At 61.0% G+C, this 24,847-nt stretch carries 25 protein-coding genes and 1 tRNA gene; 6 read left to right on the top strand and 20 right to left on the bottom strand.

All coding sequences use genetic code 11. The features are described from left to right. Positions 1 to 609, top strand: a 609-nt coding sequence (locus I6F09_RS30640; RefSeq protein ID WP_225189740.1) for a hypothetical protein, incomplete at its 5' end; no start/stop codon positions are given. 37 nt (positions 610 to 646) lie between these two features. Here I6F09_RS30640 and I6F09_RS30635 read toward each other — a convergent pair. The 3 genes from I6F09_RS30635 to I6F09_RS30625 form a co-directional block, all read right to left on the bottom strand. Further along, positions 647 to 1,183 carry a tetratricopeptide repeat protein gene (locus I6F09_RS30635; RefSeq protein WP_225189739.1) on the bottom strand — a complete coding sequence of 179 codons (537 nt, stop codon included), beginning with the start codon at positions 1,181 to 1,183 and terminating at the stop codon, positions 647 to 649. Between the two features lie 82 nt (positions 1,184 to 1,265). Next, the gene (locus I6F09_RS30630) at positions 1,266 to 1,670 is read right to left on the bottom strand and encodes a hypothetical protein (RefSeq protein ID WP_225189738.1); all 405 of its coding nucleotides are present in this window, start codon (positions 1,668 to 1,670) and stop codon (positions 1,266 to 1,268) included. A gap of 14 nt (positions 1,671 to 1,684) precedes the next feature. Beyond that, complete coding sequence (locus I6F09_RS30625) at positions 1,685 to 3,349, bottom strand: type II and III secretion system protein family protein (protein ID WP_225189737.1); 1,665 nt, start codon at positions 3,347 to 3,349, stop codon at positions 1,685 to 1,687. Between the two features lie 99 nt (positions 3,350 to 3,448). On the opposite strand from I6F09_RS30625, the gene I6F09_RS30620 reads away from it, so the two are divergent. After that, on the top strand, positions 3,449 to 3,838 hold the full coding sequence (locus I6F09_RS30620) for a hypothetical protein (RefSeq protein ID WP_225189736.1): 390 nt from the start codon (positions 3,449 to 3,451) through the stop codon (positions 3,836 to 3,838). Here the strand turns inward: I6F09_RS30620 and I6F09_RS30615 are convergent. From I6F09_RS30615 to I6F09_RS30560, 12 genes are all read right to left on the bottom strand, one after another. Next, a complete protein-coding gene (locus I6F09_RS30615) occupies positions 3,801 to 4,217 on the bottom strand; it encodes a TadE family protein (RefSeq protein ID WP_225189735.1) in 417 nt (138 codons plus the stop codon). The two genes, I6F09_RS30620 and I6F09_RS30615, sit on opposite strands and share 38 nt — an antisense overlap. Then, a complete protein-coding gene (locus I6F09_RS30610; RefSeq protein ID WP_225189734.1) occupies positions 4,217 to 5,590 on the bottom strand; it encodes a pilus assembly protein TadG-related protein in 1,374 nt (457 codons plus the stop codon). Before I6F09_RS30610 ends, I6F09_RS30615 begins: the two co-directional genes overlap by 1 nt. A gap of 8 nt (positions 5,591 to 5,598) precedes the next feature. After that, complete coding sequence (locus tag I6F09_RS30605) at positions 5,599 to 6,093, bottom strand: hypothetical protein (RefSeq protein WP_225114733.1); 495 nt, start codon at positions 6,091 to 6,093, stop codon at positions 5,599 to 5,601. Between the two features lie 30 nt (positions 6,094 to 6,123). After that, positions 6,124 to 6,771 (bottom strand): methyltransferase, encoded by a 648-nt coding sequence (locus I6F09_RS30600; RefSeq protein ID WP_057026672.1) that lies wholly within the window; start codon positions 6,769 to 6,771, stop codon positions 6,124 to 6,126. A gap of 2 nt (positions 6,772 to 6,773) precedes the next feature. Continuing rightward, entirely contained in the window at positions 6,774 to 7,682 is a 909-nt protein-coding gene (locus tag I6F09_RS30595; RefSeq protein WP_036008129.1) for a type II secretion system F family protein, read from the bottom strand. After that, a complete protein-coding gene (locus I6F09_RS30590) occupies positions 7,679 to 8,611 on the bottom strand; it encodes a type II secretion system F family protein (protein ID WP_225150328.1) in 933 nt (310 codons plus the stop codon). The genes I6F09_RS30595 and I6F09_RS30590 overlap by 4 nt, the downstream gene beginning before the upstream one ends. Then, positions 8,608 to 9,990, bottom strand: coding sequence for a CpaF family protein (locus I6F09_RS30585; protein ID WP_225189733.1), 1,383 nt, complete (start codon positions 9,988 to 9,990; stop codon positions 8,608 to 8,610). The genes I6F09_RS30590 and I6F09_RS30585 overlap by 4 nt, the downstream gene beginning before the upstream one ends. Continuing rightward, positions 9,987 to 11,189, bottom strand: coding sequence for an AAA family ATPase (locus tag I6F09_RS30580; protein WP_225189732.1), 1,203 nt, complete (start codon positions 11,187 to 11,189; stop codon positions 9,987 to 9,989). The genes I6F09_RS30585 and I6F09_RS30580 overlap by 4 nt, the downstream gene beginning before the upstream one ends. After that, a complete protein-coding gene (gene cpaB, locus I6F09_RS30575; protein WP_192893116.1) occupies positions 11,189 to 12,157 on the bottom strand; it encodes a Flp pilus assembly protein CpaB in 969 nt (322 codons plus the stop codon). Before cpaB ends, I6F09_RS30580 begins: the two co-directional genes overlap by 1 nt. Before the next feature lies 1 nt (position 12,158). Next, positions 12,159 to 12,665: a prepilin peptidase gene (locus I6F09_RS30570; protein WP_050996277.1), complete on the bottom strand. Its 507-nt coding sequence runs from the start codon at positions 12,663 to 12,665 to the stop codon at positions 12,159 to 12,161. Positions 12,666 to 12,769: 104 nt separating this feature from the next. Then, positions 12,770 to 12,979: a hypothetical protein gene (locus tag I6F09_RS30565; RefSeq protein WP_036008144.1), complete on the bottom strand. Its 210-nt coding sequence runs from the start codon at positions 12,977 to 12,979 to the stop codon at positions 12,770 to 12,772. A 1,393-nt stretch (positions 12,980 to 14,372) separates the two neighbouring features. After that, complete coding sequence (locus I6F09_RS30560) at positions 14,373 to 14,843, bottom strand: hypothetical protein (RefSeq protein WP_225114734.1); 471 nt, start codon at positions 14,841 to 14,843, stop codon at positions 14,373 to 14,375. Between the two features lie 720 nt (positions 14,844 to 15,563). Here I6F09_RS30560 and I6F09_RS30555 point away from each other — a divergent pair. Further along, positions 15,564 to 15,905, top strand: coding sequence for an H-NS family nucleoid-associated regulatory protein (locus I6F09_RS30555; RefSeq protein ID WP_074448231.1), 342 nt, complete (start codon positions 15,564 to 15,566; stop codon positions 15,903 to 15,905). Positions 15,906 to 16,888: 983 nt separating this feature from the next. Further along, the gene (locus I6F09_RS30550; protein WP_036025141.1) at positions 16,889 to 17,125 is read left to right on the top strand and encodes a hypothetical protein; all 237 of its coding nucleotides are present in this window, start codon (positions 16,889 to 16,891) and stop codon (positions 17,123 to 17,125) included. Positions 17,126 to 17,514: 389 nt separating this feature from the next. Here I6F09_RS30550 and I6F09_RS30545 read toward each other — a convergent pair. The 5 genes from I6F09_RS30545 to I6F09_RS30525 all read right to left on the bottom strand — a co-directional run bounded on the left by I6F09_RS30545 (position 17,515) and on the right by I6F09_RS30525 (position 21,885). After that, positions 17,515 to 17,590: transfer RNA gene (locus I6F09_RS30545), tRNA-Lys, on the bottom strand. 165 nt (positions 17,591 to 17,755) lie between these two features. Then, positions 17,756 to 18,352, bottom strand: coding sequence for a Spy/CpxP family protein refolding chaperone (locus tag I6F09_RS30540; RefSeq protein WP_225155207.1), 597 nt, complete (start codon positions 18,350 to 18,352; stop codon positions 17,756 to 17,758). Between the two features lie 198 nt (positions 18,353 to 18,550). Further along, on the bottom strand, positions 18,551 to 19,555 hold the full coding sequence (locus I6F09_RS30535; protein ID WP_036025066.1) for a TRAP transporter substrate-binding protein: 1,005 nt from the start codon (positions 19,553 to 19,555) through the stop codon (positions 18,551 to 18,553). A 118-nt stretch (positions 19,556 to 19,673) separates the two neighbouring features. Continuing rightward, complete coding sequence (locus I6F09_RS30530) at positions 19,674 to 21,233, bottom strand: 2-isopropylmalate synthase (RefSeq protein ID WP_036006756.1); 1,560 nt, start codon at positions 21,231 to 21,233, stop codon at positions 19,674 to 19,676. A gap of 388 nt (positions 21,234 to 21,621) precedes the next feature. After that, positions 21,622 to 21,885, bottom strand: coding sequence for a hypothetical protein (locus tag I6F09_RS30525; RefSeq protein ID WP_057026371.1), 264 nt, complete (start codon positions 21,883 to 21,885; stop codon positions 21,622 to 21,624). Positions 21,886 to 22,067: 182 nt separating this feature from the next. Between I6F09_RS30525 and I6F09_RS30520 the strand changes: the two genes are divergently transcribed. Further along, positions 22,068 to 23,300, top strand: coding sequence for an SMP-30/gluconolactonase/LRE family protein (locus I6F09_RS30520; RefSeq protein WP_036006753.1), 1,233 nt, complete (start codon positions 22,068 to 22,070; stop codon positions 23,298 to 23,300). Positions 23,301 to 23,445: 145 nt separating this feature from the next. Next, positions 23,446 to 24,756 carry an ABC transporter substrate-binding protein gene (locus tag I6F09_RS30515; RefSeq protein WP_057026370.1) on the top strand — a complete coding sequence of 437 codons (1,311 nt, stop codon included), beginning with the start codon at positions 23,446 to 23,448 and terminating at the stop codon, positions 24,754 to 24,756. Positions 24,757 to 24,847: the final 91 nt, after the last annotated feature.

Here is a 24,847-nt window from a genome sequence, read left to right as displayed (position 1 = left end):
GGCCGGGCGGGGACCGGTGTAACGGGCTCTACCAATTGGATCGACCGAGCACGTCGCATCTGGCGGCGCCATCTCCAGCGCGATCAACTCCCCCGAACGACCAGGGGGTCGACGGGAAACTTCGAGCGCTGGTTGATCGCACTGCTGAGCGTCGGCTTCGTCGTGAGTTGCGTTTGCGCGATCATTGTCTTCATGCAGGTCAACGCGCGCAAATTGGAGATCGCAACACTGCAACGTGATATCATCGCACTCAAGCTGCGCGTAGCCAGGCTCGATCAGATCGCAAGCACGAACGAGATGCGCGAAAAGGCAAGCCGTGGAATACCCAAACCGCCGTCGGAGATCCAACGCGACCAGGCTCCGCTCATCCTGTCACGTGAAGAGATTCAGCTTGTCCGAGACTATATCAAGCCTGCACCAGTTGCTGGCCCCGCGACTGAGACGACAAAGGTCGGCGATCCCGTCGTGGGAGAAACCGTTCCCTTTTCCTCTCCGATCACGGACAAGGTGCGGAAGCTGCTCGGCGCGAGATTTACCGTTCGCAATGGCGTTGTTGTCATCGTCCGCAGCGGCAGCCGTCACGCTGATGCTGTAATTGGGCCCAATTGACGAGAACTGGCCGCGATCGCAGTAGTCGATCGCCCTCTTAAGGCTGGTTATTCGGTGGTCTTTCAATGAACCGCCGGCTGCCATTGAGAAGCTCGAGGTTATTGGCGATAACCGGGTTGCCTGGATCGAGCGAATAGGCCTTCTCGAACTTTCGGCGCGCCGCACTCAGATTGCCGCGCAGCATGTACGAATATCCCTGGTCATTCAGGACCTGCACGGTTTCGCCGCCCAGCCGGATCGCTTGGGCATAGGCCTGATCGGCGAGATCAAAGCGACGTATCCGATCATAGCTCGCCGCGAGTCCAACCCAGGCCGTCACGTCCTTCGGCGATTTCTCGACCGCATCCCTGAAATAGCGATTGGCTAACCCGTAGTTGCCGCGATTGAAATGCTCCAAGCCCACCCGTACCGGCTCGTCCGAGGGATAATATTTGACGTCGGTCGGCTCCTGCACCGGGTCCCCGCCAGGCGGCTCGACGGGAGCGACGACGGCAGCCTGCCTCAGCGTATGATCACACCCCGCAAGGCCGATCCCCAACCAGCAACAGGTCAGCATGAAGATGATACGTCGCATAACTCCTTGGTCCCCCGCACGTCGCAGCAACTTCACTGCGCCGCTCGCAAACAACATCGCCAAAACCACGCACTAAAAATCGTTACCTGCCGGCTACGCCTGCTCCGCCGACCGGCACTGATACTCCAGCAGTCGATCCAGCCCCCAATCCTTCTATGTTGACGTTCTGGGTTGGGGCAGTCCGCACGCCCATTTGTTTCGTTGGATCGCCCAAGTCGGGTAACTGATCCACCGGCTGTTTCGTGTTGCCATAGCGCGTTACGGCGGCGCCCACGCGCCGGGCGTCGTGCACGATCCTGCGATCACCGACGTTGCGCGGCCATGGATGGATTGTATGGGTGACGGCGTTGACCTCCTTGGCATTGCCGGCACTCATCGTGATGGTGTCGGAACGCTGGAAGTATCGGTCCACCTCCTCATGACCGGCGACCCCGTAACATCCCCCGAGCAGGAGCGGCGCGAACAGAGCCAGATACCTGATGGTCATCTCCCGCTTCCTTCTCAGTTGAGCCTTTTCACGACCGGCTGGTTCGCAACGGCCGGTGCCGGAATGGTCGCAGTGAGCTCGGGAGCGATGATGTGACCATAAGGTCCTTTAACGTCGCCTCCGGAATTGACGTAATCATTGTAGCGTTTGCGCACTTCCGTCTGGCCGTTGAGGAAGAAATCGACGTCGTTGGCCGGCAGGCGCGAGTCGAGCGGCGACGCCATTTGCTGACCGGGCGCCGCCGGCGCCACCAAGCGTGGCGTCACGATGATGACGAGATCGGTTTCCTCCTGCTGGTACGACTTGCTGCTGAACAAGGTGCCAATCACCGGTACCGAGCCGATCCATGGCAATTGCGAGACGTCCTGGCGATTGCGGGTTTGGAGCAGACCGGCGATTGCAAAGCTCTGACCGTCGCGCAACTCGACCGTGGTTCGCGCGTCGCGGCGGCTCAGCGCAGGAATGGTTGTGCCGGCAATCTGCACGGCATTCGTGAAATCGAGCTCGCTAACGGAAGGTTCAACACGCAGATTGATCACGCCGCGCGAGAGAACTGTAGGAACGAAGCCAAGTTCAACACCGAACTTCTTGAATTCGATGGTAACCGTTGGCAAAGCGCCGGCAACCGGCGTTGAGGCAATCGGCACCGGAAATTCACCGCCCGCCAGGAATCGAGCTGCGTCGCCTGAAAGGGCGATCAAATTGGGCTCCGCCAGCCGACGAACTAGTCCTTTGGTTTCCAATGCAGAGATCAACAGGTCCACTGAGCCGCCGTTGCTGGTGCGGATGACACTGGTCAACAAACTTCCGAACGGTTGAGGAGATACAACATTCGCGGCGGTGTTTAGGAGCGTTCCTGCCGTTCCGAGTATCGGAAGGCTACCCGTCGGAGAAGCACCAACAGGAGTCCCGCCGGTATTGCCAAGGGGATTTTGGACCGTATTAATCCCACCGATTGGGCGTCGGCCCGTCGCGCTTGTTGCACCACCGAGCCCGGTATTCCCGACATTGGTCCCGTTGGCATTGGCGACATACAAGTTCATGCCGAGCTCGCGACCGGCGGTGCGGTCCGCCTCGAGAAAACGCACCTCCAGCATCACCTGCTGCGGCGCCGCGACACTCATCGCGTTGACGACGGTGCCCCCCTTCGCGACTGTGCTGGTGGCGATCGCCATGGCCCGCTCGGCCGTAACCGCATCGGCGGCCGTTCCGCTGAGCACCACCTGGCCCTCGGAAGCCGAGACGCGGATCCCATGCCCACCAGTGCTGCTGCGGATGTTCTGCTGGAGATTGCCGGTATCGATCACGACCTCGACGTCGAGGATGCCGATCTGCTTCATCGAGGAGTCGAGCAGGATGACGTTGGTGGTGCCGGTCTGCTTGCCCTGGACGTAGATCAGGTGATCGCTGAGCGACTTCACGTCCACAATGTCGGGCGAGCCGGCCACGATAGTTGCGAAAGCCGTGTCGACCTTGAAGGTGCGTGACTTGTTGACCACCACCTTGACCCGCTGGACGTCGTTCATTTCGCTGACGAAGACGCCGCCGCCGGAGGAGCCCCGCCGGTCTGCCGCTGTCGCGGGGTCAGCGGACGCAAAGGAGGCGAGCGCCGCGCCAAGACCCATCACGCTGAAGGCGAGAAGCCTCCTTATCTTACCCGAAATGCGACCGCCACCCATTCGAGTCCCCCCAACTGCGATCCGCGGCTCCCCCGCAAATCTACGTGCTCGATATCCCCAATAGTTCCCCTCTGCGCACCACGCCGCAGAGCTTACAAGATGTCCGACTACAATTCGTTACTTCGCGTTTCCAAGATCATCGTCCTTGATGCTGCCTGCGTGCAAGAAGAGACGCTTACCGCACAGCCTCAACTGGCAAAGAAAACTTTCCAATGTTGCGGGCGCGCATCATTTCTCTCTGCAGCTCCGTTCAGAACTGCTGCAGCACGACCACGTTTGCGCGATTCCGTCGTGGCTCACGATCGAACGGCGTCGGCTCGTCGTCTCCAAACGGCACTTGGCCAGGCTCAGATTGCTTTGGCGCAGTTCGATTCCGAGGGGTTTGTCCAGCTCGAGCGCCGACCCGAGGCGATGTCGGCCAAGATGGGTAAGGCACGTTGCCATATTTTGCCTAAAAGGGAATCTGCGTTGACGCGCTCGGCGCATTGAGTGCTGTGCCCCATATCGGCATCAGCATCGTGAAGCCGGCTTGAGAAGCAGTCACGGTCAAATTGCTGCCGCTGGATGCCACGCTCAGCGTCGGCGTGAGACCGCCGCGATACAGGAACGGCGCGGCATTCTGCTTTGCGGTTGTGGACATGGGATCGCCCCCGCAGATTGACGGCGACTGAGGCGGGCTTTGAAGCAAGGCGGGCGTGTAGCAGCTGATCATGACCGCTCGGGCCCCGGCGCTCGCGAGCGTCCGCAAGGACTGCATCGTGATCGCATAGCGTCCGAGATCGAAGATGGCGAAGATCAACATGAAAAGGGACACAAAGGCGAGGATGAATTCGAACGATGCGATGCCCCGCTGATCGAGCTTTCTCATCACTGCACCAAGCGGACAACTTGGGTGTAAGGGACGGTGACCGGATTACATCCATCCGTGCTCAGGAAGCCGCCACCGCCCATGGTGAGAGTTTTGGCGATCACTTGTGAACAGGTCGTATTGGTACTTTGCGTCGCTCCGTTCCAGGTCACGTCGACGTGCGGGAAATACATCGCACCACCCAGCTTAACCGAACCACCGTTGATGGTCACCTGATTACTGCTCTTGCTCGGTGCTTGATCATCAATCAGAACGCCGTTCAGATCAGAAGAGAAAGTGTTGGTGTAAGGCGCGGACAGATTAACTACAGCGCCGCCAGAGATGGAAATGCTGGAATCCCCGAGTAATACAAGAGTGACGCCTAAACCTGTGCCAGCCGGTGGCCAGGGTGTGCAGGCACTGCAAGTGATGGTTCCGCCATTGAATCTTATCGTGCCATTGTAGAAAAAGTACGTGCCCGGACTAAAATCTACCGCGTTCCCGGTCGTGCACGTTAGGTTGCGGTACAGGTTAGTGCTGCTCGGCGGGGTATTAGGCGTCAACGTACCACTGCATGCCAAATCGTTTGGCTTCCCGCTCGAGGTCAAGCTATTGAACGATTGGCTGTCCAATTTGCTAAGTGGATTGTTGGCATACGGCATGAAATAGTTGTACGTGACGCCGGGATTGGCGCAGGTGCTGGCTGGACTACAGCCGGTTACACCCAAGACGGCCCATCCCGAACCGGTGAAAGAGGCAGTGCTGGCAAACTGAACACTGGCATCCGACATTATCGGGCAACCCGTGCCGTTGTTGCTGACGTTACCGGCAATCTTAAGCGCCCCTCCGCCGCCGTTCGGATCAGGTCCGAGCGCCAAGGCGCACACCTTGCTCGGCAGTTCGACCAGAGCGATGGCTTGGGCGGGGATGTTGACGGTCGTCAAACCCAGCACTGCCGACAAGTAGGCCGGCTGTTGCTGACTGACGAGGGCGCGAACGGCGTTACCGCCGCCTCCTGCGGGCGGCGTTGTGAACGCACCCGCACTGTAGCTGCCGATATCGATCTGCACGGCCCGCGAGATTCCTGCTGGAAGGCTTGTCGCACAGTTGGTGCCCGGATAGGCCGTGTCACCGGAGTTGCAGAACCCGTTCTGTGCCGCGAATTCCTTTGCTTGATAATCCACTGATGTATCGCAGAGCACACCAGCATTGTCGCATGCAAGTCGCAGGGCGCCCGAGTAGGCCGCTGCATCGGCGGCATTCTGCGCGTGCTGCCTGGTGACGTACCACGATCCCGCCTCGGCCCCGAGTGCGACCACGCCGATGAGCGGAATCAGCACGATGACTGTTGCGAATGCGGCCGAGCCTCGTCTGGAACGGAGCAGACTGCGCATGAGAACACCTACTGGAAACGTTCGGAGTAAGGCAGCGTGTACGTGCAACTGCTGGGGCACAGCACCGACGTCAACACAATCGGGGCCAAAGTGACGGTCGTCGAAAACGTAAAGTACTTGGGAGTCAAACCAAGGTTGCCGGAGTTGCAGGCTGTGCTTCCGCACATGACCTGGATGTTGCCGATGGTATGCCCGGCGACCGTTGTCTGCAGCGTCGACACCCAGGTCCCCGGGTTCGCCGGGTCGGGCGGACTCTTGTATTGAATGTATTGTCCGAATGAGCGCAAGGCCGACCACGCAGAGATAAACCGGAAGCCCGCGGCAGCGACGTCGGCAAGCGGCATCAGCAGGAACGACACCATGAAAATGTAAACGATGACTGTCTCAAACGCGACGGCGCCGCGCTGATCGGCGACGAAGGACCCTTTACGATACGCGCGCCTGCCTCCACGGGGACTTGCCACGTGCGATCGCGTCACCCGAGCCGCAGCGATCTGAACCATGTCCACCACAATCCGGCCACGCATAGCCGCTCACCAAACGTAAGGAATCACTCGCCAACGTGATGCTTCGTAACTCGAATACTCGGGGCAATTGCGCCGAAGCAGGTCTTCTTCGTAAAGGATTCGGCAGACCTGAATGCCTATATGCAGAACCAGGACCATCACCGTGACCGGTGTCAGGTATTGCAGCACGACGCCCAGCACCACGATTTCTTCGGCGACATAGAGCGGGTGCTTGATCCATCGATAGGGTCCGGTCTGGACCACCGAGCGCGCCTGCGGCACCAGGCTGAACGACCGACCCAGATGTCGGATGGTGACGAGCATCATGATCGTGCCGACCAGCACGCAAGCCGTCGATGCCAGGTTGGGCAGCGTGTCGTCGGTTTTGCCGAGGAAGCTGATCGACCACGGCAGATAGCTGCCGACGAAGGCAGCTATTCTTGGAAGCAGGCCATCGGCATGCGCCTTTGCCGGTGAGCGCGTCATGATCAACAGCGCCAGGAGCATGTAGAAGATGCCGAGGCAAAAGCTCGACAAGAGCGAGGGCCACGGATCGTGCAGCGACGCCCCAATCCTGACGGCGACGCAAAGAGCCAGCAACAAGAACCACAAGCTGCCAAGCAGCCGCATGATCCGGTCGTAAGATCCGCTCTTGGAGAGGGCAATTGTGCTCATGGCTACTTTCCGAAGCTGGCGAACGAACGCACGAGGTGAAGAACGGGACTTCCCCCCATGATGACGAACATGGCTGGGAGCAGGAACAGCACCATCGGAATGGTCAGCTTGGCGCCCAACTTGTGCGCCCTTTCTTCCAGCTTGGTGATGCGTTCCCGCCGCAGGTCGAGCGCGATACTGCGCAGCGCCTGGCCCAACGGCGTTCCGTACTGCAAGCTCTGGCTGATCATCGTGCCGAACCGGCGAAGACCATCCGAAGTGACCGCCAAATTCTCGAATGCTTCGACGCGGCTTGGCAGTATCCGGAGATCATCAAGGAGTCGGTGCAGCACCCAGGCCATGGCAGGATTGGTCGACTTCATTTCTTCGGCGACACGCCCCAGCCCGCTTTCCAGGCCCATTCCCGCCTCGCTGCACACGATCAGCAAATCGATCATATCCGGCGTGCCCAGCCGAATGGCAGCATCAAAGCGCCGCTTCATCACCGACAGAGCCAATCGCGGACCCAAGATTCCGATCACCACACCCATCAGCGTGAAGACCAGCACGTCGGCAGGTCTCCTTCCCGAAAGTTGCGCCAGAAGCAGCGCAATGACCGGCAGCGCGAACATGCTGACGATCTTGATGCCGATCCAGATCGGCAAGGTTCTATGATGATTGAATCCAGATGAGTGGAGGACCGTTCGTAGCTCCTCCAGATTCTCCTCGGCGTAGAAGCGCCGATAGCGCATGCCCAGCCACGAGAACCAACCGGTCAGGTCTTTGAAGGGGGCTGAACGGTAAGGGATACCCATCACGGCGTTTGAGACCCGCGTGTCCAATGCACGGACGTGTAGTTCGCGGATGATCAACATGAAGGCCGCCGTTCCAGCTACGACTGCGAGGGCCGCCAGCCCGAGACCAAAAGTCATAGTTCTGTTTCCCGCCTGACCATCCAACTTATCACCAGATGCCCGATGAGCACCGAGACTACCGCGTAAGCCAGAAGCTTGTTTCCGGTCGGGTCAGTGAACAGCAGATCGACGTTCTGCGGATTGGCCGCGTATAGCAATGCTCCGGCAATCAGGGGCGAGATCGTGAGTGCTCGCGAGGAAAAGATCACTTCTCCCGCCAGCGCCTTGGCGCGAGCAGCGAGCGCAACACGCTGACTCACCGTGTCGCCCAGCGTCTGCAAGGTCTCGGCCAAGCTGCCGCCGGACTTCAATTGAACCGCAAGTGTCACCGCAAACATCGCATACTCTGCCACTTGCGTTCGCCGATAGACGCCTTCGACGGCTTCCTCCGGAGGTCTTCCCAGATTCATTTCGCTGCATACGATTGCAAATTGTCCAGACGTCGGTTGCGGCATTTCGCGCGCGATGGTGCGAAATGCTTCGTGCACAGGCAGACCCGATCGAACCGTACTCGTCACCAGCTGAATGGCGTCAGGCAGCTGCCGGAAAAGTTGACTGGCGAACCGACGTTGCTGCCAGCCAAACAGACCTCGCACGACTACCACGGCGGCAATCGCAGCCGCGACAGACACGTAGAAAACGGAAAATCCCAGCAGGCGATTAGCGTAGAAGATCGCTGCTACGGCGATAGCGGCAGCAAGCAGCACATACGCCGGATGCCAGGCGTGAATCATCTCGGGCCTGTAATTGGCCAAACGGTGGAGAAGCAGATACCGGGAGCCGGTCTCCGCCCGGCGAATGGATGGCAGGCTGGCCGGATGGGAGGCCGGTAGAGCGACCGCCAGCCGGCGGTCCATGCGTCGCTCCCGGCCGTCGAGCCATAACGAGCCGACGGCTGCGCACATCGCGAGCACCAGAACAGCGACGATCACGGCCTCAGGTATCATATCTGCCTCACTGCCTCGGCCCAGGCGCGATCGAGCCCGAAATAGACGAGACGGCTCTTGAATTTCGGGACTGCAAGGGTGGCCCGGTAAGTGCCCGAGATCCGCCCATTGTCGTCCTCCTCCTGGTATTCGAATGTTGCGATGTCATTGGTGGTGATCACATCCGATTCCAGCCCCATCACCTCGCTGATCTGGATAATGCGACGTTGCCCATCGCGCATGCGTTCGACTTGCACGATGAGATCCAGTGCAGCGACGATCTGAGTTCGAATGGCTCGCGACGGCAGATTCACCTGCCCCATCTGCACCATGTTCTCGATGCGGGTCAGGGCGTCGCGAGCACTATTGGCATGGACCGTGGAGATCGAACCATCATGGCCGGTGTTCATCGCCTGCAGCATGTCAAACGCTTCGGCGCCGCGCACCTCGCCCACGACGATCCGGTCAGGACGCATGCGCAGCGCATTCCACAACAGATCGCGCTGTGTCACCTGCCCCGTGCCTTCAAGGCTGGGAGGCCGGGTCTCCAGGCTGATCACGTGCGGCTGCTGGAGCTGCAACTCCGCCGCATCCTCGATGGTGACGACGCGTTCGCTGTGATCGATGAACTGGCTCATGGCGTTGAGCAGCGTCGTCTTGCCGGACCCGGTGCCGCCGGAGACCAGGACATTGAGCCGACACCGGGCGGCAATCTCCAGCAATTGTCCGACGGCTGCGGTCATCGAGCCGTTTTCGATCAGTGCGGCGATATCCAGGCGGCGGCTCGGAAACTTTCTAATCGAGATGCAGGGGCTGTGGATCGCCAGCGGCGGGAAGATGATGTTGACGCGGCTGCCGTCGGACAAGCGGCAATCCACCATCGGACTGGATTCGTCGATGCGCCGTCCAACTTGCGCGGCAATTTTCTGGGCCACCGATGCGATGTGATCATTGTCGCGGAAGCGCACCGCGATCCGCTCCAGCTTGCCGGCTCGTTCGACATAAACGTTGCTCGGCCCGTTGATCATGATGTCGTTGATCGATTGATCGAGCAGAAGCGGACGCAGCGGCCCATAGCCGGTCATGTCGTCGGCAATCTCGTCCGCCAGTTGAAGCTGCTCGCGACCCGACAGTTCGAGCCGTTCCTCATTGGCGATGCCATGGATGATTTCCTCGATCTGGCGCCGAAGGACCTCACGCGAAACAGTTGCGGCCACCGATGGCTCAATCTGCTCGATGACGCGTTCGCGCAGTGAAGCTGGCATCACCGGCCGGTCAATCGAAGCCTCGTCGCGCCTTGAGGTTGATGCAGGCACGCTTGGCGTCGTTGCAGCCAAGCTCGGCGTCGATGCAGGCAAGCGAACCGGCGTTTCCTCGTCGCGCCTACCAAACTTTCTCATAGCCCCAGCAGCCTCCGCAGCCGTCCCTTCTGCTCGGCGCCAAGCCCCGTGATCTCCCGTACGATCGGCGCGAGATGGCGTCGCAGTGCAGATACGTGCTTCAGCGCGGGAATTCCGAGATTGACCGCCTGGGTCATGCCCTTCCCGAGATCGGGTACGACCATGTCAGGCTCTGTCCCCAACGCCTTGACCACCGCGGCCCTGGGAAGGCCCCCCGGGCGATTGGCACGGTTCAGCAAGGTGAAGACCCGATCCCTGCCGGCAATGTTGGTGACGGCGGCCCGCAGTGCGTGGGCATTGCGAAGTCCGGTCACCTCCGCCTCCAGCAGCACCAGCACGTGCCGGGAAAGAGAAATCACCGGATGGATGGATGACGGAAACGGGACCGGGACATCGACAACGATGTAGTTGAATCGTTGGCGGAGCAGACCAAGGACGTGCCTCACGCCCGCTTCGGTGATGTCGAGCTGAGCGTCCAGTTCCTCATCGGCGGAAATCAGGCTGACTCGCTCGTTGACTGCGATTGCGGCGCGCTCGAGGAACAACGTGTCCGCCCGCATCGGGTTCTCCAGGGCGATGCGCAGGCCTGGTCCGGGCTGAACACCCAGCATCACGGCTGTTTCGCCGCCTTGAAGATGAAGATCGAGCAGCGCGACCTTGGCCTTGGTGGTCTCCGCCAGTTGCAGCGCGAGATTGATGGCGATGCTCGTTGCGCCGGCACCGCCCTGCGCGCCGCAGATCGAGATCACATGCCCGCCTCGGTCGGTTGCCGCCGGCGCACGATCGCCCAGCAGCTTTGGGCGCAGCTGGTCCAGCACCATGTCCCGCGTGATCGGTCTCGGCAGGTACTCGGTCAAGCCGAGCTCCATAAGCGCGCGATAGAAGGTGATCTCCCTGCTTTCACCGATCAGAGCCACCCGGACATCGGGCGGACAGACGCCGGCCAGCCGCTCCAGTTCGGCAAATGGATCATCGATACCACTGATGTCCGTCACCAGGGCGAATAGTTCGGTGTCCGTTTCGAGCATCCGTATGGCATTGCGGATCGTGCCCCGCTTGATCGAAATATTGCTGCCTTCAAGGCCCTTGCGCAGAGCCGCGGCACTCAATTCGTCATTGACGAAGCAGACGATTCGATTGCGGGCGACAACAGACGTCGCTTCTTCAGGAGTGCTGAGGGCCGCTATGTTAACGCTCATCAACGTTTCTCCAGCAACTTGCCTGCCTGAACCACCATCGTCGCTCCGCGGCGGGACACTTCCGACCCGTCGCAGTTGATCGGAACGTCGCCGTCGGCAGATTCCTGCTTCCTGACGGAGTATTGTTTTATCTGACCACCGGAATGAACAACGACCGCTGCTGTCCGGCCGGCAATCGCATTTTGGCGGGCGATTTCCGGCGACACATCGCAGCTGGACATGGCGCCAGTGTCCGCCGTATCCCACTGCTCGACTGCGGCCCGCACCGCCAGGGAAAGCGTTCCGAGCTGCCTTGCGACCGTGATCTTCTTGACCTGGTCCGGGGCAAGCTCCAACGATACAGTCTGCGCTTGCTTGCCGGCCACCGAGCCGGCTACCGAGCTTACGGTTCGGCCACCCTGCATGATTTCCTGGTCAATCGCGATGACTCGAACGTTTCCTAGAACGGTCTCGCTCAGGGCCCGGCGCGCGGGATCTGCCTTCTCGAACACCTGGGTCAACAAGACATCAACATGATCACCCGGCCTGATCAGCCCCGACACGCCAGACTCCTCGTCCACCTTGATGCTGATCGCGCGGCTATCCGGTGCCAGGACGCTGGCCAGGAAGCCACGATCCCGAGGTCGCAATACGTCCTGCAAGGTGATGGGACTGCCAGCGTCGACGAACTTGCGGACCAGAGAGCCGGGAAGTCCGGCCTTCGAGTCCGGTGTTTCCAGGATCGCCCCTGCGGGAAGGCGTTCAGGCGACACCGAGCGCACGGCGAAATCTTCTTCGCGGGCCAATGTACCTTTCGACAGCGGACGTGCCGCGACAAAATACCCGACAGTCGAAGGAGGCGCCGGCCCTTGCGCCGTAACCGTTACCGGAACCTGTTTCGGCAGGTTCATGTTGTAGGCGATCAGCCCGAATGCGGTGGTTGCGAGCAAGAGCACCAGGATGATCGAGAGGCGCAACGTGGATGACATGTCAAAATCCTCTGCTCGAGATGGTCCAGATGCCACCGCACGCTATGGCCACCCCGTAAGGCAGGGGCGCGTGTCGCACGTGGCGCCAGCGCTCGATCGCGTAGACGCGCCGTGCGAGCGACGAACCGACCGGCGCCAATTTCGGATATGGCAGGACGCGCATCACCAGATGCACCAGGGCAAGAACGCCCCCGGCCAGCGCGGTTACCGCTAGCAACTCAATCAAGCCCGTCGGCGGCAGGCCAATGGCCAAAGCTACCAGTAACTTGACGTCGCCCCCGCCAATCCCGCCACGCTGGTAGAGCGCGAGCAGCAACAGGAACAGGAGCGTCGCGGCGATGAGGGATTCGGCAAGTTGCATTGGGCTGGCAAGCTGACGGGCGATCCCGAGCAGCGCCAGCAAGAGACAGACGTCATTTCGGATCGTGCGGGTCGCGACGTCGAGCGTTGCGACATACAGCAACAACGAGATTTCCAGTATCGAGACGATGGAAGAAACCCAGCTCATGCATGCCTCAGGGTGGTGGGAAGGCACAGCAACAATAAGAATGGAGAGAAATAACATTCGGAGGGGGACACATTCCGATGCCCCCCTCTGGCCGGACGGCCGTATCAGACTGCCGCAGTAAAAGCGGTGGTGATCGCGGTGATCCCGCCTGTCAGCGCGGTTCCGATCGCACCGCCGGCCCCAACGCCGAACACAGCTGACACTGCGCCGATGATGCAAACCGCGACGATGATGTACTCGAATGACACCACGCCGTCCTGGTCCGTCCGCAGACGCTTCAACGCTTCCTTGGTCTCGATGAAATGATGCAACATAGAGGAATCCCTTCTTTCAAGATGGATTTTTCAGACACCTTGGCAACTTCAGCGGCTGCGGATTTATCTCCGGCCCCGCCAGCGACAAACTATTCATTAAATACTTATTAGCGTCAACATTTAATATATAATTCCGATTTTAAATCGACGGACTGCGAAGCGAGCCGTCACAACAATCTCAGAATCGACAAAAGCGCCGTAAATCAAATACGATAGCCGAACCAACAATCGGATCCTGGGCAGAGCGCTGGCTGGAGTCGGTAAGCAATCACCGGATTATTACGGATGAGCAGCGCTATAGTAAGATTAATAGGTAATCATGTGAGGGCGATATAATCGACCGGATGCTGCGCCCCTGGCCCGCGCACATGGAGCAAATTTCGCGACGTGCGAAGGCGCGACGCAGCACATCTGTCACGACGGGTGAGGTGATCCGTTCGAAGATTCCGATCGCACTGATCGCTGCCTTGCAGCCGCATGATTCCCGTCAGTTGCACCGGTGTGCCGCAATCATAGAGGCTCCTGGACCCCACCTTGCGAGGCGGACCATCGCGGGATGGTGGTACGCTCTAGAGGGTAGCGCGCAGCCAGGACCCGTCATCATTGTTACGGGCTCGGTAGCCGGCGCATCTGCCCTGGGTGCGGAGAAAAGCAAAACAAACGATTATTTCGTTATTATATATAATCATGATGACTCCATCACAAAATTAAAAAATATGTTGGAGAAAAGAAAACATGGGAGGTTGGAATGGAAGCTGCCCGCCGCTTTCGCGCAATGGCCTTGCTTTGCCGTCAGACTGCCGCACTCCAACCTGCGCGAAGCTGGAAATTGCTTGCAGAGGCAGAGTACTGGGAACATCTGGCCGCCGCGGCCTTAGCTCATTGAGCTTCAGTCGGGCGTTCTTTGTCTTCCGTTTTCGTCGACTTCCTAGTTAAGTCCTTTTCTGAGGCATGTGATGTCGAGTACGCGTCAAATTTCTTCTAGTGCTGTTCTGAGCGAACGGCACCAGGCGCTTCTGGAGGAGCTCAGAGAGGTGGAGAAACTTCGAAGTAAGCTCCGACATCTAGAAACAAAACCAATCGGCAGAAGGCGGCGTACCAAAGCGAGCGGCATAGCTAGAGCCGTTTAGAGACCCGCCGGATCCGAAGGATAACCCGGCTCACTCGCGCGGTCGATGCACGGATTGCCCGCGTTCCTCGCGTCCACCTCTACCTTGAAAGAGGACTGGGCGGCTTTCATCTGCGCCTAGCGAGCCTCGGCGATGACGTCGCTGGTTAAGGCAGCGCCAAACTAAGTGCGATGCAACGGAACCATTGTACGTGTGGCAGTTCGGCGATACCTGCTCGTTCAATCCGTCGGTCGCGCGGCCGCAATACCTCGTATGTCGCCACCTCAGTGGCGTAGTCTCACTGCGTGCCGAAGCGTGTGGCTCGAGCTTAAGAGCGAGAGGCCACCAAGCGTCATCAGCAGCCCACCGAGCCAGCCCGTCCAGCTGCGCGCTTCGTCGTGCCCCTCTGCAGTGCGCGGGCCCAGCGGCATATCTTGAGGTGGGTCGGCAGGCGCGGCGGCGAGAAACTGCCCAACGTTGACTTGATCCGGCACGGAGTGTTCGTGCTTGAGCTGGTTGCGGGGAATATCTCCGACGGGAGCCGCCGACATCAGGGTAGCACCCGTGCCGAGATCGGAAGTGGCATCTGCTACCTGCATTTCCGTTACAGGCGTCTGGGATTGCTCGGGCGGTGCAGAGCGCAGCAACTCCGCACGCGCATCAACGATCACGCTCCGCGTGGTCTGCGTGGTCCGGTTCTCGTCGAAACTGGCGCTACGGTCTTTGGCCGCGGGAGCCCGAATGGGTTTCTTCACCGTCGCGATGCCCTCGGCCAGGAACCAGCATCTGCGACGACCGTCCGTTCGGTAGACCCAATGCTGTCCGCCACTGGTCGAGGTACCGGGACGCGGCGCGCATTCGGCTTGCGGCGGAGGGGTGGGTACCGTGGGTTGGGACGTAGCAGTATTGAAGAAGTCGGTTAGAGGATTGGAAGACGCAGGCGTCGCCGAAAAACCTCCGACAAGGAGCAAACTGGCGAAGTACAATCGCAAATGTCCGGACATCGGAAACTCCCGGGTGCGCCCCCGCTTGAGCCTTAGCGGCGACAACGGCCCCCATGCGGCTTAAATCGGGCAACGCGATGAATTAATGGTATTCTTGGCCACCTAATTTATATGCCGGTCCAGCACTCCAGGGATGCCTGCAACAAGGATAGGCCGATGGATTCATCGGTCATCTGAGTTGCGCCGGGCCTCGATCCGCGGCGTAGCCGCCCGGTCGATTGCGATAGTTGCGCCCGTTCCCGAACACCAAAGCAAAACTTGCCGAGGGATGAGTTCGTGGATGTCGCGATACGTGGACACCCCCGCTACGAATTAAATACTCCATCGCGATATGGCCATCGTCGCGCCTTTCTCCCTGCCACCTAGCGGATAAATGTGGATTGTGCGATCAATATTTAACTGGCGGCTTGCCTGCTCCCTGATTCCCGACTTGTGTGCCCGGGCCTTCTGCCCAAGATTCGGATTGGAGCCATGAACACCGCGCATTTTAATTCGCTCTCCGTTGACGAACTCTGGACCCTTCACCAAGAGGTCGCCGCCAAACTCACTCAGAAAATGTTGGTGCAAAAAGCACGTTTGGAGGAAAGGCTGCGCAGCATTAGACTGGCCAGCGAGGTCACACGGCTCAATTACAAGCGCCGTCGTCCATATCCGCCCGTCCGTCCCAAATATCGCAATCCGAAGAACCCAGCGGAGACATGGTCGGGTCGTGGCAGGCAGCCGCGATGGCTGCGGCCGCAGCTTCGAAGCGGCCGAGACTTGGACGATTTCCTGATCGATCAGGCTTCAGCTCAAAAGCGCCAGACAAATTGAGCGCCGATTGCGGCATTTTGGGTTGGGAATGCTGGCGCCGGCTGTTTCCCGATCTGAGATTTTCACATTATCGTTTTAACGCGGGTCATGACTATGGTTGGAGCCATTGGCCGTAGCGACCGCACTTGCGATCCGGCTGACGGTCTCGCTGAATCGCTCGGGGGGCCCGCGGCGCAGTGAAGACATCGACGAGAACTCAAGCGCACGATGGCCCGACTCTAGTCGTGATGCTCTCTGAAGTGCCGCCTAACCGCATTCCACGCTCGAAGGGCTGGAAGGAGGAGGACGACGAAAAGAACTCTGATTGCAACTGGAGTCATCCCGCGCTGCAGGAGTGGTGGTTCGCGACCATCCGAGCGACCGGCCGTCGTGTTGATCGTCGCCGGAGATGGAATTGCTGCGTGCCGAGTAGGTGCCGGTCTGCGCGAGGGCAGGACAGCTACAACGAACAGAACGTTCACCAGCAGCCATATTCCCACTATGAGAAGGACACTACGCACGAGAACGACCATCGTTGATCTAATCTGCCGAGCTTATTCCTGCCTCATGCCCGGCACGCAGCCGGCAACACTGCGTTCGCGGACGGAACCGCTTCGCTGCAGCCGGCACATTTGGCATCCGCCGATGCCATCGGGCCCTGAGCGCTTCGCGAACGCCCAGGATCGCTCGCAGCCTAGTCGGGCGCAACACTCGCGTCTGTGCGCTTTCGAACATTCATGCCCCTTCAGGTATGCCCGTTCTGTGCATCATCGGGCGAGAGCCGGACAGAGATAGCTCATCAGCCAGGACGGCCGACCTCAGCCCGCAGTCCCTGAACAGGGGCCGGGTCATGGAGCATGGCCAAATATCGCAGCACGATGAGCGACGAATTTGGCGGTCCGCATCGAACCAGTATCGAGTTTCGGCAGTTGACTCCCGGTGAATCCGAACAAGCAAACTGATTGTTCGGGCCGAGGATAATATTAAAAGCTACGCCGGCACACATGAAGGACCTCCGACGACGTTTGGAAAAGGTCCGCGCTGACGCGAGAGAATTTACGCTGATGAGTCAGCGGGCGACGGACATAGAGAAGCGCGAGCTGTTCAAGCGCTTGGCGGATGAGCTCGCCTTCGAGGCTCTCGAGCTCGAGCTGATCGTGAAGAAAAATCAGCCACCTGATCCGTGCGACAAGCACGAGGTCGTGGAATTTACGTTACCCTCTCAGCGAAAGCGCGGCTGACGCGAAAGAGGTTAAGCCGGCTAGTTCGTGCGTGCATAAAGGATCTTGCGTATGACTCCGCCAGCGATCGCTGCGCCGCCGCATCGAACTGCGCATTGCGCTTCGCGGGCGCAGATCCGGAACATTCTGGTTCTGGTTCTGCAGCAAGCGGTATCTTGCTGCGACGGACAGAACACACCGTCCGTTCTGCCCGCTCCAATTTCCTAATCTACGACAAGCACGTGACCGACTTGTCCCATCGGATCTGCGCGCTGTATCGAATGGGTGAAGATATAGAAACTAGGGAAACACCGAATAGCAAACCGGCCGTGTCCACTCCAACAAAAACGTCGCACCAGACGCGCTTTGCTCTATCGAAGAATTTAAAAAAGCCCCTGCGGGCTTAAAGGTGGTGGGCGCACCAGGGCTCGAACCTGGGACCCGCTGATTAAGAGTCAGCTGCTCTACCAACTGAGCTATGCGCCCGAAAGGCGGTCAAGGCCTTGCGAGGCCGGTCGTTTAGCAAAGCGTTCCGGGTCTGGCAAGCGATCGGACGCAAGTTTTCCAAGGTCTCGTCCGCAGCCCCGAAAATGCGAAAAGCCGCTGGATTCCAGCGGCTTCGCCAGGTTTACGGCCTGAGAACCGGTCCGTTCAGAGCCGGCCCTCCCGGTCCCGGTCGGGACCGCGGTCACGGTCGAAGCGGTCGTGGTGGAAGTGGTCCATGCCCCGTTCCATCATGCGGTCCATGCGCTCCTTGAAGTGGTGGTGGCGCGGGCCGTCCTCGCCGCCGCCGAACGGGCCGCGGTGCCGGGTCAGCACGGCGAGACGCCGTTTCTGGCCCTCATCGAGGGTCTTGTAGAGCGGATCGGCGGCATCGGCGATCTTCTTCAGGGCGGCGGAGCTGGCGCCCATGTCCTCGGCGCGCTGGCGCAGGCGGGCGATCGGATCCTCGGCCCTGTCGGCATCGCCCGGCCCGGCATTCATCCGCGCATTGGCGCGGTCGATGCGCAGCTTGGCGAACTCCCGCACCGCCGCCTCGACCGGCGGCCACAGCTTCTCCTGGTCTGCGTTCAGCTTCAGCCCGGCATGGACGGCGGCGATCCGCGCATCGACGAAGGCGGCGCGGTCCTCGGGGCTCATGCGCATGTGGCGGACGTGCTCCATCCACGGGCGATGATATTGGGCATAGACCGCGCCCGAGCCGGCGATGCTGAGCACGGCAATGGCGGCGATGGTGAATTTCTTCATCCTGACCTCCTCTGGAAGGATACCCGTGAGGATGAGCGCGAGGGGGCTGACGCGCAACTTACAACTTGGACAGGAAGCGCGCTCTTACAGAGATGTAATCGCCGTGAATGTCCGTTCAGATGCGAACAAAAATAATTCGCAACAAAAAGGGCTTCCGTGCGCTGCGCGGAAGCCCTTCGTTGGGGTCGCCCGTCGAGGTCAGTTCGTCGGGCTCTTGGCTTCCTTCAGGAACTCGTCGATCAGCCCCTGGCCGATGCGGCCCGCCGCCTCCTTGTAGACCGGCTCCATCGCCTTGCGCATCGCCTCGTCCTGATCGGCCGTCAGCTTGATGATCTCGCTCTTGCCGCTCTTCTTGATCTCGGCCAGCGCGTCATCGTTCTCCTTCTGCGACTGCGCGTTGCTGAACTCGGTCGCCTCTTTCATCGCCTTTGACAATGGGTCACGGATGTCGGCCGGCAGATCGTCCCAGAATTTCTTGTTCACGATCACGACGTAGCCGATGTAGCCGTGATTGGTTTCGGTGATGTACTTCTGAACCTCGTGCATCTTCTGGGTGTAGATGTTCGACCAGGTGTTCTCCTGGCCGTCGACCACGCCGGTTTGGAGTGCCTGGTAGACTTCCGAGAACGCCATCACCTGCGGCAGCGAGCCGAGCGACTTGAACTGGGCCTGGATCACGCGCGAGGATTGGATGCGGAATTTCACGCCCTGATAGTCGGCCGGCGTGATCAGCTTCTTGTTCGCGCTCATCTGCTTGAAGCCGTTGTCCCAATAGGCAAGGCCGGTGATGCCCTTGGCATCCAGCAGCTTCAGCAGCTTGGTGCCGAGCGGCCCTTCCGTCACCTTCCGCAGCGTCTTGATGTCGGGCAGGATGTAAGGCAGGTCGAACACTTCGAACTCGCGGATGCCGAGCGGCCCAAACTTGGAGTTGGACGGCGCCAGCATCTGCACGCTGCCGAGCTGGAGCGCCTCGAGCTCTTCCTTGTCCTTGTAGAGCGTCGAGTTCGGATAGACTTCGACCTTGACCTTGCCGCCGGTATACTTCTCGGCGAGCTCCTTGAACTTCTCCGCGCCCTTGCCTTTCGGCGTGTCGGTGGCGACAACGTGGCTGAATTTGATGATGATCGGTGATTGGGCCGATGCCGGCCCGCTCAAGCCAAGTGCCAGAACCGCGATGGAGGCGGCGATCGCCGAGGTGCGCATGGTCTCTCCCTGTCGTTTGTTTGAGCCGCCCGGCGGCGCCGGGTGGCCAGTCTTATGCCGGCTGCATCAATAGCGGCTCGCTTACACAGCCGCTATTGTCCCTTAGCAGGGCAGCCATTCAGCTCGCCGCCGCCGTCACATTGTCGCGCTGGCGCTTCATGACGATCTTGTTGAGCGCGCCGAGATAGGCCTTGGCCGAAGCCACCAGGGTATCCGGATCCGCCGCACGCGCGGTCATCGAGCGGCCGTCCTGCGCCAGCCGCACCGACACTTCCGCCTGCGCGTCGGTGCCCTCGGTGACTGCGTGCACCTGGTACAGCTCGAGCTTGGCCTCGTGCGGCACCAGGCGCTTGATGCAGTTGAAGACGGCGTCGACCGGGCCATTGCCCTCGGCTTCCTCGATCTTGATCTGACCGTCGACGTCGAGCTTCATGGTCGCGCGCTGCGGACCGTGGGTGCCGGCGATCACCGTCAGCGAGGTCAGCTTGATGCGGTCGTGCGAGGCCGCCATCTCCTCGTCGACCAGCGCCTCGATGTCCTCGTCGTAGATGTCCTTCTTGCGGTCGGCCAGCGCCTTCATCCGCGTGAACGCATCTTCCAACTGGTTCGGACCGAGCTTGTAGCCCATCTCCTCCAGCTTGTGCACGAAGGCGTGGCGACCGGAATGCTTGCCCAGCACCAGCGAGGACTGCTTCAGGCCGACCATCTCGGGGCGCATGATCTCGTAGGTCGAAGCGTCCTTCAGCACGCCGTCCTGGTGAATGCCGCTCTCATGGGCGAAGGCATTCCGGCCGACGATCGCCTTGTTGTATTGCACCGGGAACGAGGTCGCCGCCGAGACCAGCTTCGAGGCGCGGGTCAGCTGCGTCGTGTCGATCTTGTTCCAGTAGGGGAATTTGTCGTTGCGCACGTTGATCGCCATAACGATCTCTTCGAGCGCGGCATTGCCGGCGCGCTCGCCGATGCCGTTGATGGTGCACTCGACCTGGCGCGCGCCGCCCGTGATGCCGGCCAGCGAGTTGGCGACCGCCATGCCGAGATCGTTATGGCAGTGCACGGAGAACACCGCCTTGTCCGAGTTCGGCACGCGCTCGATCAGCGTCCTCATGAAGTGGGTATATTCCTCCGGCACCGTATAACCGACGGTGTCGGGGATGTTCACCGTGGTGGCGCCGGCCTTGATCACGGCCTCGACGATGCGGCACAAAAAGTCCATCTCGCTGCGGGTGCCATCCTCGGCCGACCATTCGACGTCGTCGATCTGGTTGCGGGCGCGCGCGACCATCGCGACCGAGGTCTCGATCACCTGCTCCGGGGTCTTGTTCAGCTTCACCCGCATGTGCAGCGGCGAGGTCGCGATCACGGTGTGGACGCGGCCGCGCTTGGCGAACTTCACGGCTTCGGCACAGCGGTCGATGTCGGCGGGATGGGCGCGCGACAGGCCGGCGATGACGGCGTTCTTGGAGCGGCGGGCGATCTCGCTGACCGCCTGGAAGTCGCCTTCGGAGGTGATCGGAAAGCCGGCCTCGATGACGTCGACGCCCATATCATCCAGCAGTTCGGCGACCTCGAGCTTCTCCTCGAAGGTCATGGTGGCGCCGGGGCACTGCTCGCCGTCGCGCAGCGTGGTGTCGAAAATGATGACGCGGTCCTTCTCGGACTTGTTCACGGTGGCCATTCCTAGATTTCCTTTTGAGCGTTTGCGCCGTTCAGAGCCGTTTCAGTCCCTTGGCGCTTGAGGTGTCCGTTGATCTCGACCAACCCCTGAGCGCCCAGGCGCATGGCGCCCAGCCGGCCCTCAGGGGCAAGTAAGAAGAAGGCCGCCAATAAGGAGGGTGGGCAGCAGCGCAGCCGGGATCGCGGCGGCGGCCAGAGCCACCTCCCCCGAAATCCCCTCGATTTGGCCGCGAATCAGCATTGCCAGACCCTGTAGAGCCTCAAATCCTCGGTCAAAACCGTTGACGGTTGGTTTCGGGAGAGGCCCGATGTGGCCGTTTCTAGACGAGAAATGGCCGCAACTGCAACGCCAAAAAGAGGGTCAACATAGATGACCTAAAAGGGTAGGCCTAGGCCGTGCCGGTGCGGCGGGCGCGCGCCCTGTTCTCCCAACGGTTCAGCATTTGGCCGAGCTCGCCGGTGGGCGCAGCGGTGCCGGTCTTCGCGATCTCGTTGGTGTTGGCCGGCGCATTGGCTGAGAGCCAGTCCGGCTCGGCGTACTCGCGCCAGCGGCGTGCCTCCGCGCGCCTTTTTCGGGAGACGTAATCCCGCGTGAAATAGCCGGCCGCAAACGCGAGTGAGAGAAGGATGACCAGGATGACGACTTGCACAATGAGCTCCGGCTTTATCCCCTGCTAGCGCCCTGCAATCCAAACGCACTCGAAGGTGACGAAATTGCGACCCGCGATCACGCCGCGGTTTCAAGTCTGCCCCTCGCAACCGGACGCGGACCGGACTAACCTTCGCCGCGCTTGGCCGGATCAACCGGCCGGCCGAACGTAACCGGGAGGATACGATGACACGCCAGGAGGCTCCTGAGCAGGAGCAGCGTGCGCACGATGCTGCGCTTTCACGACGAACGCTGGTCGGGGGGCTGGCGCTCGGCGCCGCGGCCACGTTGGCGGGCCCCGCGCTGGCCCAGACCGGGCCCGCCGCACCGCCGACGACGATCACGACGCCGCCGCGCGACTTCGGCCCGGGCGGCGCGCCGACGACCTATTTCTGGGACCCCGACATCATCGCGGTCGATCCGTCCTTCAACGATCTCGCGCAGCCCAACACCGCGATCAAGCGTCTCTATACCGGGCTGCTCTGGGCGGAAGGCCCGGCGTGGAGTGCGCAGGGCCGCTATCTCTTGTGGAGCGACATTCCCAACAACCGGCAGATGCGCTGGACCGAGGACGACGGCCGCGTCAGCGTATTCCGCTCGCCCTCCAACAATTCCAACGGCAACTCGTTCGACTTCCAGGGCCGCCAGCTCTCCTGCGAACACCTGACGCGACGGGTGACGCGTTACGAGCATGACGGTACCGCCACCGTGCTCGCCGAGTCCTACCAGGGCAAGAAGCTGAACTCGCCGAACGACATCGCCGCGCATCCCGACGGCAGCTATTGGTTCACTGATCCGCCGTATGGCGGCCAGCTCTACGAAGGCGAGCCCGACGTCGCGGGCGGCCCGAGCAATGCAGGCGGCAAGCTCAATCCGCGGATCGGACAGCCGGCCGGCTTCGTGCCGGGCAAGCGCGAGCTGCCGACCAATTGCTATCGCATCGATCCCTCCGGCCGCATCGACCTCGTCGTTACCGAAGACCAGGTGCCCGACCCGAACGGGCTCTGCTTCTCGCCCGACTACAAGAAGCTCTACATCGCCTCGACCGGCAAGGGACCGGGCGACACCGGCCCCGGCGGCAAGGGCGAGATCTTCGTGTTCGACGTCGGCAGCGACAACAAGCTCTCGAACCTGAAGAAGTTCACCGATTGCGTGATCGACGGCGTGAAGTGCGGGCCGGATGGCCTGCGTTGCGACGTCAACGGCAATCTCTGGGCCTCCAGCAATGCCGGACGCGCCGTCGGCTACAGCGGCGTCACCGTGTGGTCGCCGGAGGGCAAACTGCTCGGCCGCATCCGTCTGCCGGAAGTGTGCGGCAACGTCTGCTTCGGCGGCCCCAAGCGCAACCGCCTGTTCATGGCCGCAAGCCAATCGCTCTACGCGGTGTATACGGCGACCCAAGGCGCCGGGCCGGGCTGAGCGGCACCACCCACGAACGAACGCGCCGGCGTGAAGCGCCGGCGCCGAAGAACCTGGACTTTCGCGATATTGACTTTCCGCCGCCCCGCTCCCCATACTTTGCGAACAACAACAAGATCGAACGACGGTTTTGAGGGAGGATAGGATGCCGACTTCACGCAGGCAGCTGCTGAAGACATCGGCGGCTGCCGCCGCCGCACTCAGCCTCGATTGGACACGCGCCCAGGCACAAGCCGAGACTATACGCATCGGCCTGATCTACGACCTCACCGGCCCCTTCGCCGCCGGCGGCTCGGTCGCCTCCTCGATCGGCGCGCAGATCGCCATCGACCTCGTCAACGAGAAAGGCGGTGTCGGCGGCAAATACAAGGTTGCTCCGGTCGCCGCGGATTCGCAGAGCAAGCCGGACGTTGCGATCAACGAGGCCGAACGCCTGATCAGCCAAGAGAAGATCGACATCCTCAACGGCGTCTATGCCAGCTCGCATGCGGTGCCGCTCGCGGCCAAGGTCGAGCAGCAAAAAAAGATCCTCTGGATCACGACCGCGGTCTCGACCGCCGTGTTCAAGGACAAGAACCTGCAACACGTATTTCGCGCGCAGATCCATTCGGATCAATACGGCCAGGCCTTTGCAAGCTTCCTCACCGAGCACGCCAAAGCAAAGCTCGGCATGGATCCGAAGGAGGTCAAGGTCGCGTTGATCCACGAGGACGGCCCTTATGGCGTCGGCGTTGCCTCCGCTGACGAAGCCTATGCGAAAGAGGCCGGCATTCCGGTGGTGCTGCGCGAAGGCTATTCGGCCTCGGCGCCCGACCTGTCGGTGCTGGTGACTAAGATCAAGCGGGCCAAGGCCGACGTGATCTCGCACGCGGGCTACAACCCTGACATCACCCTGTTCCTGCGCCAGGCCCGCGAGAGCGGGTTGCGCTTCAAGATGCTGTTCGGAGCCGGTGCCGGCTACAGCCAGCTCGACAAGTTGCGCGCCACGTTCGGCGCCGACATCGACAATTTCTGCAACATCGACCCGGTGCCGGCACAGCTGCTCGATCCCGCCAAGCTCGCGCCCGGCATGGGCGATCTGATCAAGACCATGGTCAGTCGCTACCAGGCCAAGACCGGCGCCACCGACGTGCCACCGCACTGCTCGATGGGCTTCAACCAGACCTGGGTGCTGCTCAACAACGTGCTGCCTGTCGCCAAGGAGAAGTACGGCAGCTTCGAGCCCGAGGCGATCCGGAAAGCGGCGCTCGACGTCGACATCCCCGCGGGCGGCACGATCCAGGGCTATGGCGTGAAATTCTTCCCGCCAGGCACGCCGCTCTCCGGCCAGAACGAACGTTCGACGCCGGTCGTGATGCAGAACGCCGGCGCGCACATCTCCGTCGTGTGGCCGACCAACATCCGCACGCAGGACCCGGTCTTCCCGCTGCCGAAGGGCTCGACCTACGGGGCGTGAGGGGGCGGCACGGGCAGTGTACACCCTCTCCCCTTGCGGAAGAGGGTGGCTCGCCGCGTTGCGGCGAGACGGGTGAGGGGCCCCCTCCGCG

Origin of the sequence: Bradyrhizobium sp. IC3195, from assembly GCF_020193585.1 — a bacterium.
In the GTDB taxonomy this organism is placed as follows: Bacteria; Pseudomonadota; Alphaproteobacteria; order Rhizobiales; family Xanthobacteraceae; genus Bradyrhizobium; species Bradyrhizobium yuanmingense.
The sequence above is the reverse complement of the archived record's forward strand: the minus strand, read 5'-3'. Positions and strand labels throughout refer to the sequence as shown.

What these genes read in the sequence shown, in the direction of transcription:
- I6F09_RS30635 (WP_225189739.1), bottom strand. Translation starts at nt 1,183, where the DNA reads ATGCGACGTATCATCTTCATGCTGACCTGTTGCTGGTTGGGGATCGGC.
- I6F09_RS30630 (WP_225189738.1), bottom strand. Translation starts at nt 1,670, where the DNA reads ATGACCATCAGGTATCTGGCTCTGTTCGCGCCGCTCCTGCTCGGGGGA.
- I6F09_RS30625 (WP_225189737.1), bottom strand. Translation starts at nt 3,349, where the DNA reads ATGGGTGGCGGTCGCATTTCGGGTAAGATAAGGAGGCTTCTCGCCTTC.
- I6F09_RS30620 (WP_225189736.1), top strand. Translation starts at nt 3,449, where the DNA reads ATGTCCGACTACAATTCGTTACTTCGCGTTTCCAAGATCATCGTCCTT.
- I6F09_RS30615 (WP_225189735.1), bottom strand. Translation starts at nt 4,217, where the DNA reads ATGAGAAAGCTCGATCAGCGGGGCATCGCATCGTTCGAATTCATCCTC.
- I6F09_RS30610 (WP_225189734.1), bottom strand. Translation starts at nt 5,590, where the DNA reads ATGCGCAGTCTGCTCCGTTCCAGACGAGGCTCGGCCGCATTCGCAACA.
- I6F09_RS30605 (WP_225114733.1), bottom strand. Translation starts at nt 6,093, where the DNA reads ATGGTTCAGATCGCTGCGGCTCGGGTGACGCGATCGCACGTGGCAAGT.
- I6F09_RS30600 (WP_057026672.1), bottom strand. Translation starts at nt 6,771, where the DNA reads ATGAGCACAATTGCCCTCTCCAAGAGCGGATCTTACGACCGGATCATG.
- I6F09_RS30595 (WP_036008129.1), bottom strand. Translation starts at nt 7,682, where the DNA reads ATGACTTTTGGTCTCGGGCTGGCGGCCCTCGCAGTCGTAGCTGGAACG.
- I6F09_RS30590 (WP_225150328.1), bottom strand. Translation starts at nt 8,611, where the DNA reads ATGATACCTGAGGCCGTGATCGTCGCTGTTCTGGTGCTCGCGATGTGC.
- I6F09_RS30585 (WP_225189733.1), bottom strand. Translation starts at nt 9,990, where the DNA reads ATGAGAAAGTTTGGTAGGCGCGACGAGGAAACGCCGGTTCGCTTGCCT.
- I6F09_RS30580 (WP_225189732.1), bottom strand. Translation starts at nt 11,189, where the DNA reads ATGAGCGTTAACATAGCGGCCCTCAGCACTCCTGAAGAAGCGACGTCT.
- cpaB (WP_192893116.1), bottom strand. Translation starts at nt 12,157, where the DNA reads ATGTCATCCACGTTGCGCCTCTCGATCATCCTGGTGCTCTTGCTCGCA.
- I6F09_RS30570 (WP_050996277.1), bottom strand. Translation starts at nt 12,665, where the DNA reads ATGAGCTGGGTTTCTTCCATCGTCTCGATACTGGAAATCTCGTTGTTG.
- I6F09_RS30565 (WP_036008144.1), bottom strand. Translation starts at nt 12,979, where the DNA reads ATGTTGCATCATTTCATCGAGACCAAGGAAGCGTTGAAGCGTCTGCGG.
- I6F09_RS30555 (WP_074448231.1), top strand. Translation starts at nt 15,564, where the DNA reads ATGAACACCGCGCATTTTAATTCGCTCTCCGTTGACGAACTCTGGACC.
- I6F09_RS30550 (WP_036025141.1), top strand. Translation starts at nt 16,889, where the DNA reads ATGAAGGACCTCCGACGACGTTTGGAAAAGGTCCGCGCTGACGCGAGA.
- I6F09_RS30540 (WP_225155207.1), bottom strand. Translation starts at nt 18,352, where the DNA reads ATGAAGAAATTCACCATCGCCGCCATTGCCGTGCTCAGCATCGCCGGC.
- I6F09_RS30535 (WP_036025066.1), bottom strand. Translation starts at nt 19,555, where the DNA reads ATGCGCACCTCGGCGATCGCCGCCTCCATCGCGGTTCTGGCACTTGGC.
- I6F09_RS30530 (WP_036006756.1), bottom strand. Translation starts at nt 21,233, where the DNA reads ATGGCCACCGTGAACAAGTCCGAGAAGGACCGCGTCATCATTTTCGAC.
- I6F09_RS30520 (WP_036006753.1), top strand. Translation starts at nt 22,068, where the DNA reads ATGACACGCCAGGAGGCTCCTGAGCAGGAGCAGCGTGCGCACGATGCT.
- I6F09_RS30515 (WP_057026370.1), top strand. Translation starts at nt 23,446, where the DNA reads ATGCCGACTTCACGCAGGCAGCTGCTGAAGACATCGGCGGCTGCCGCC.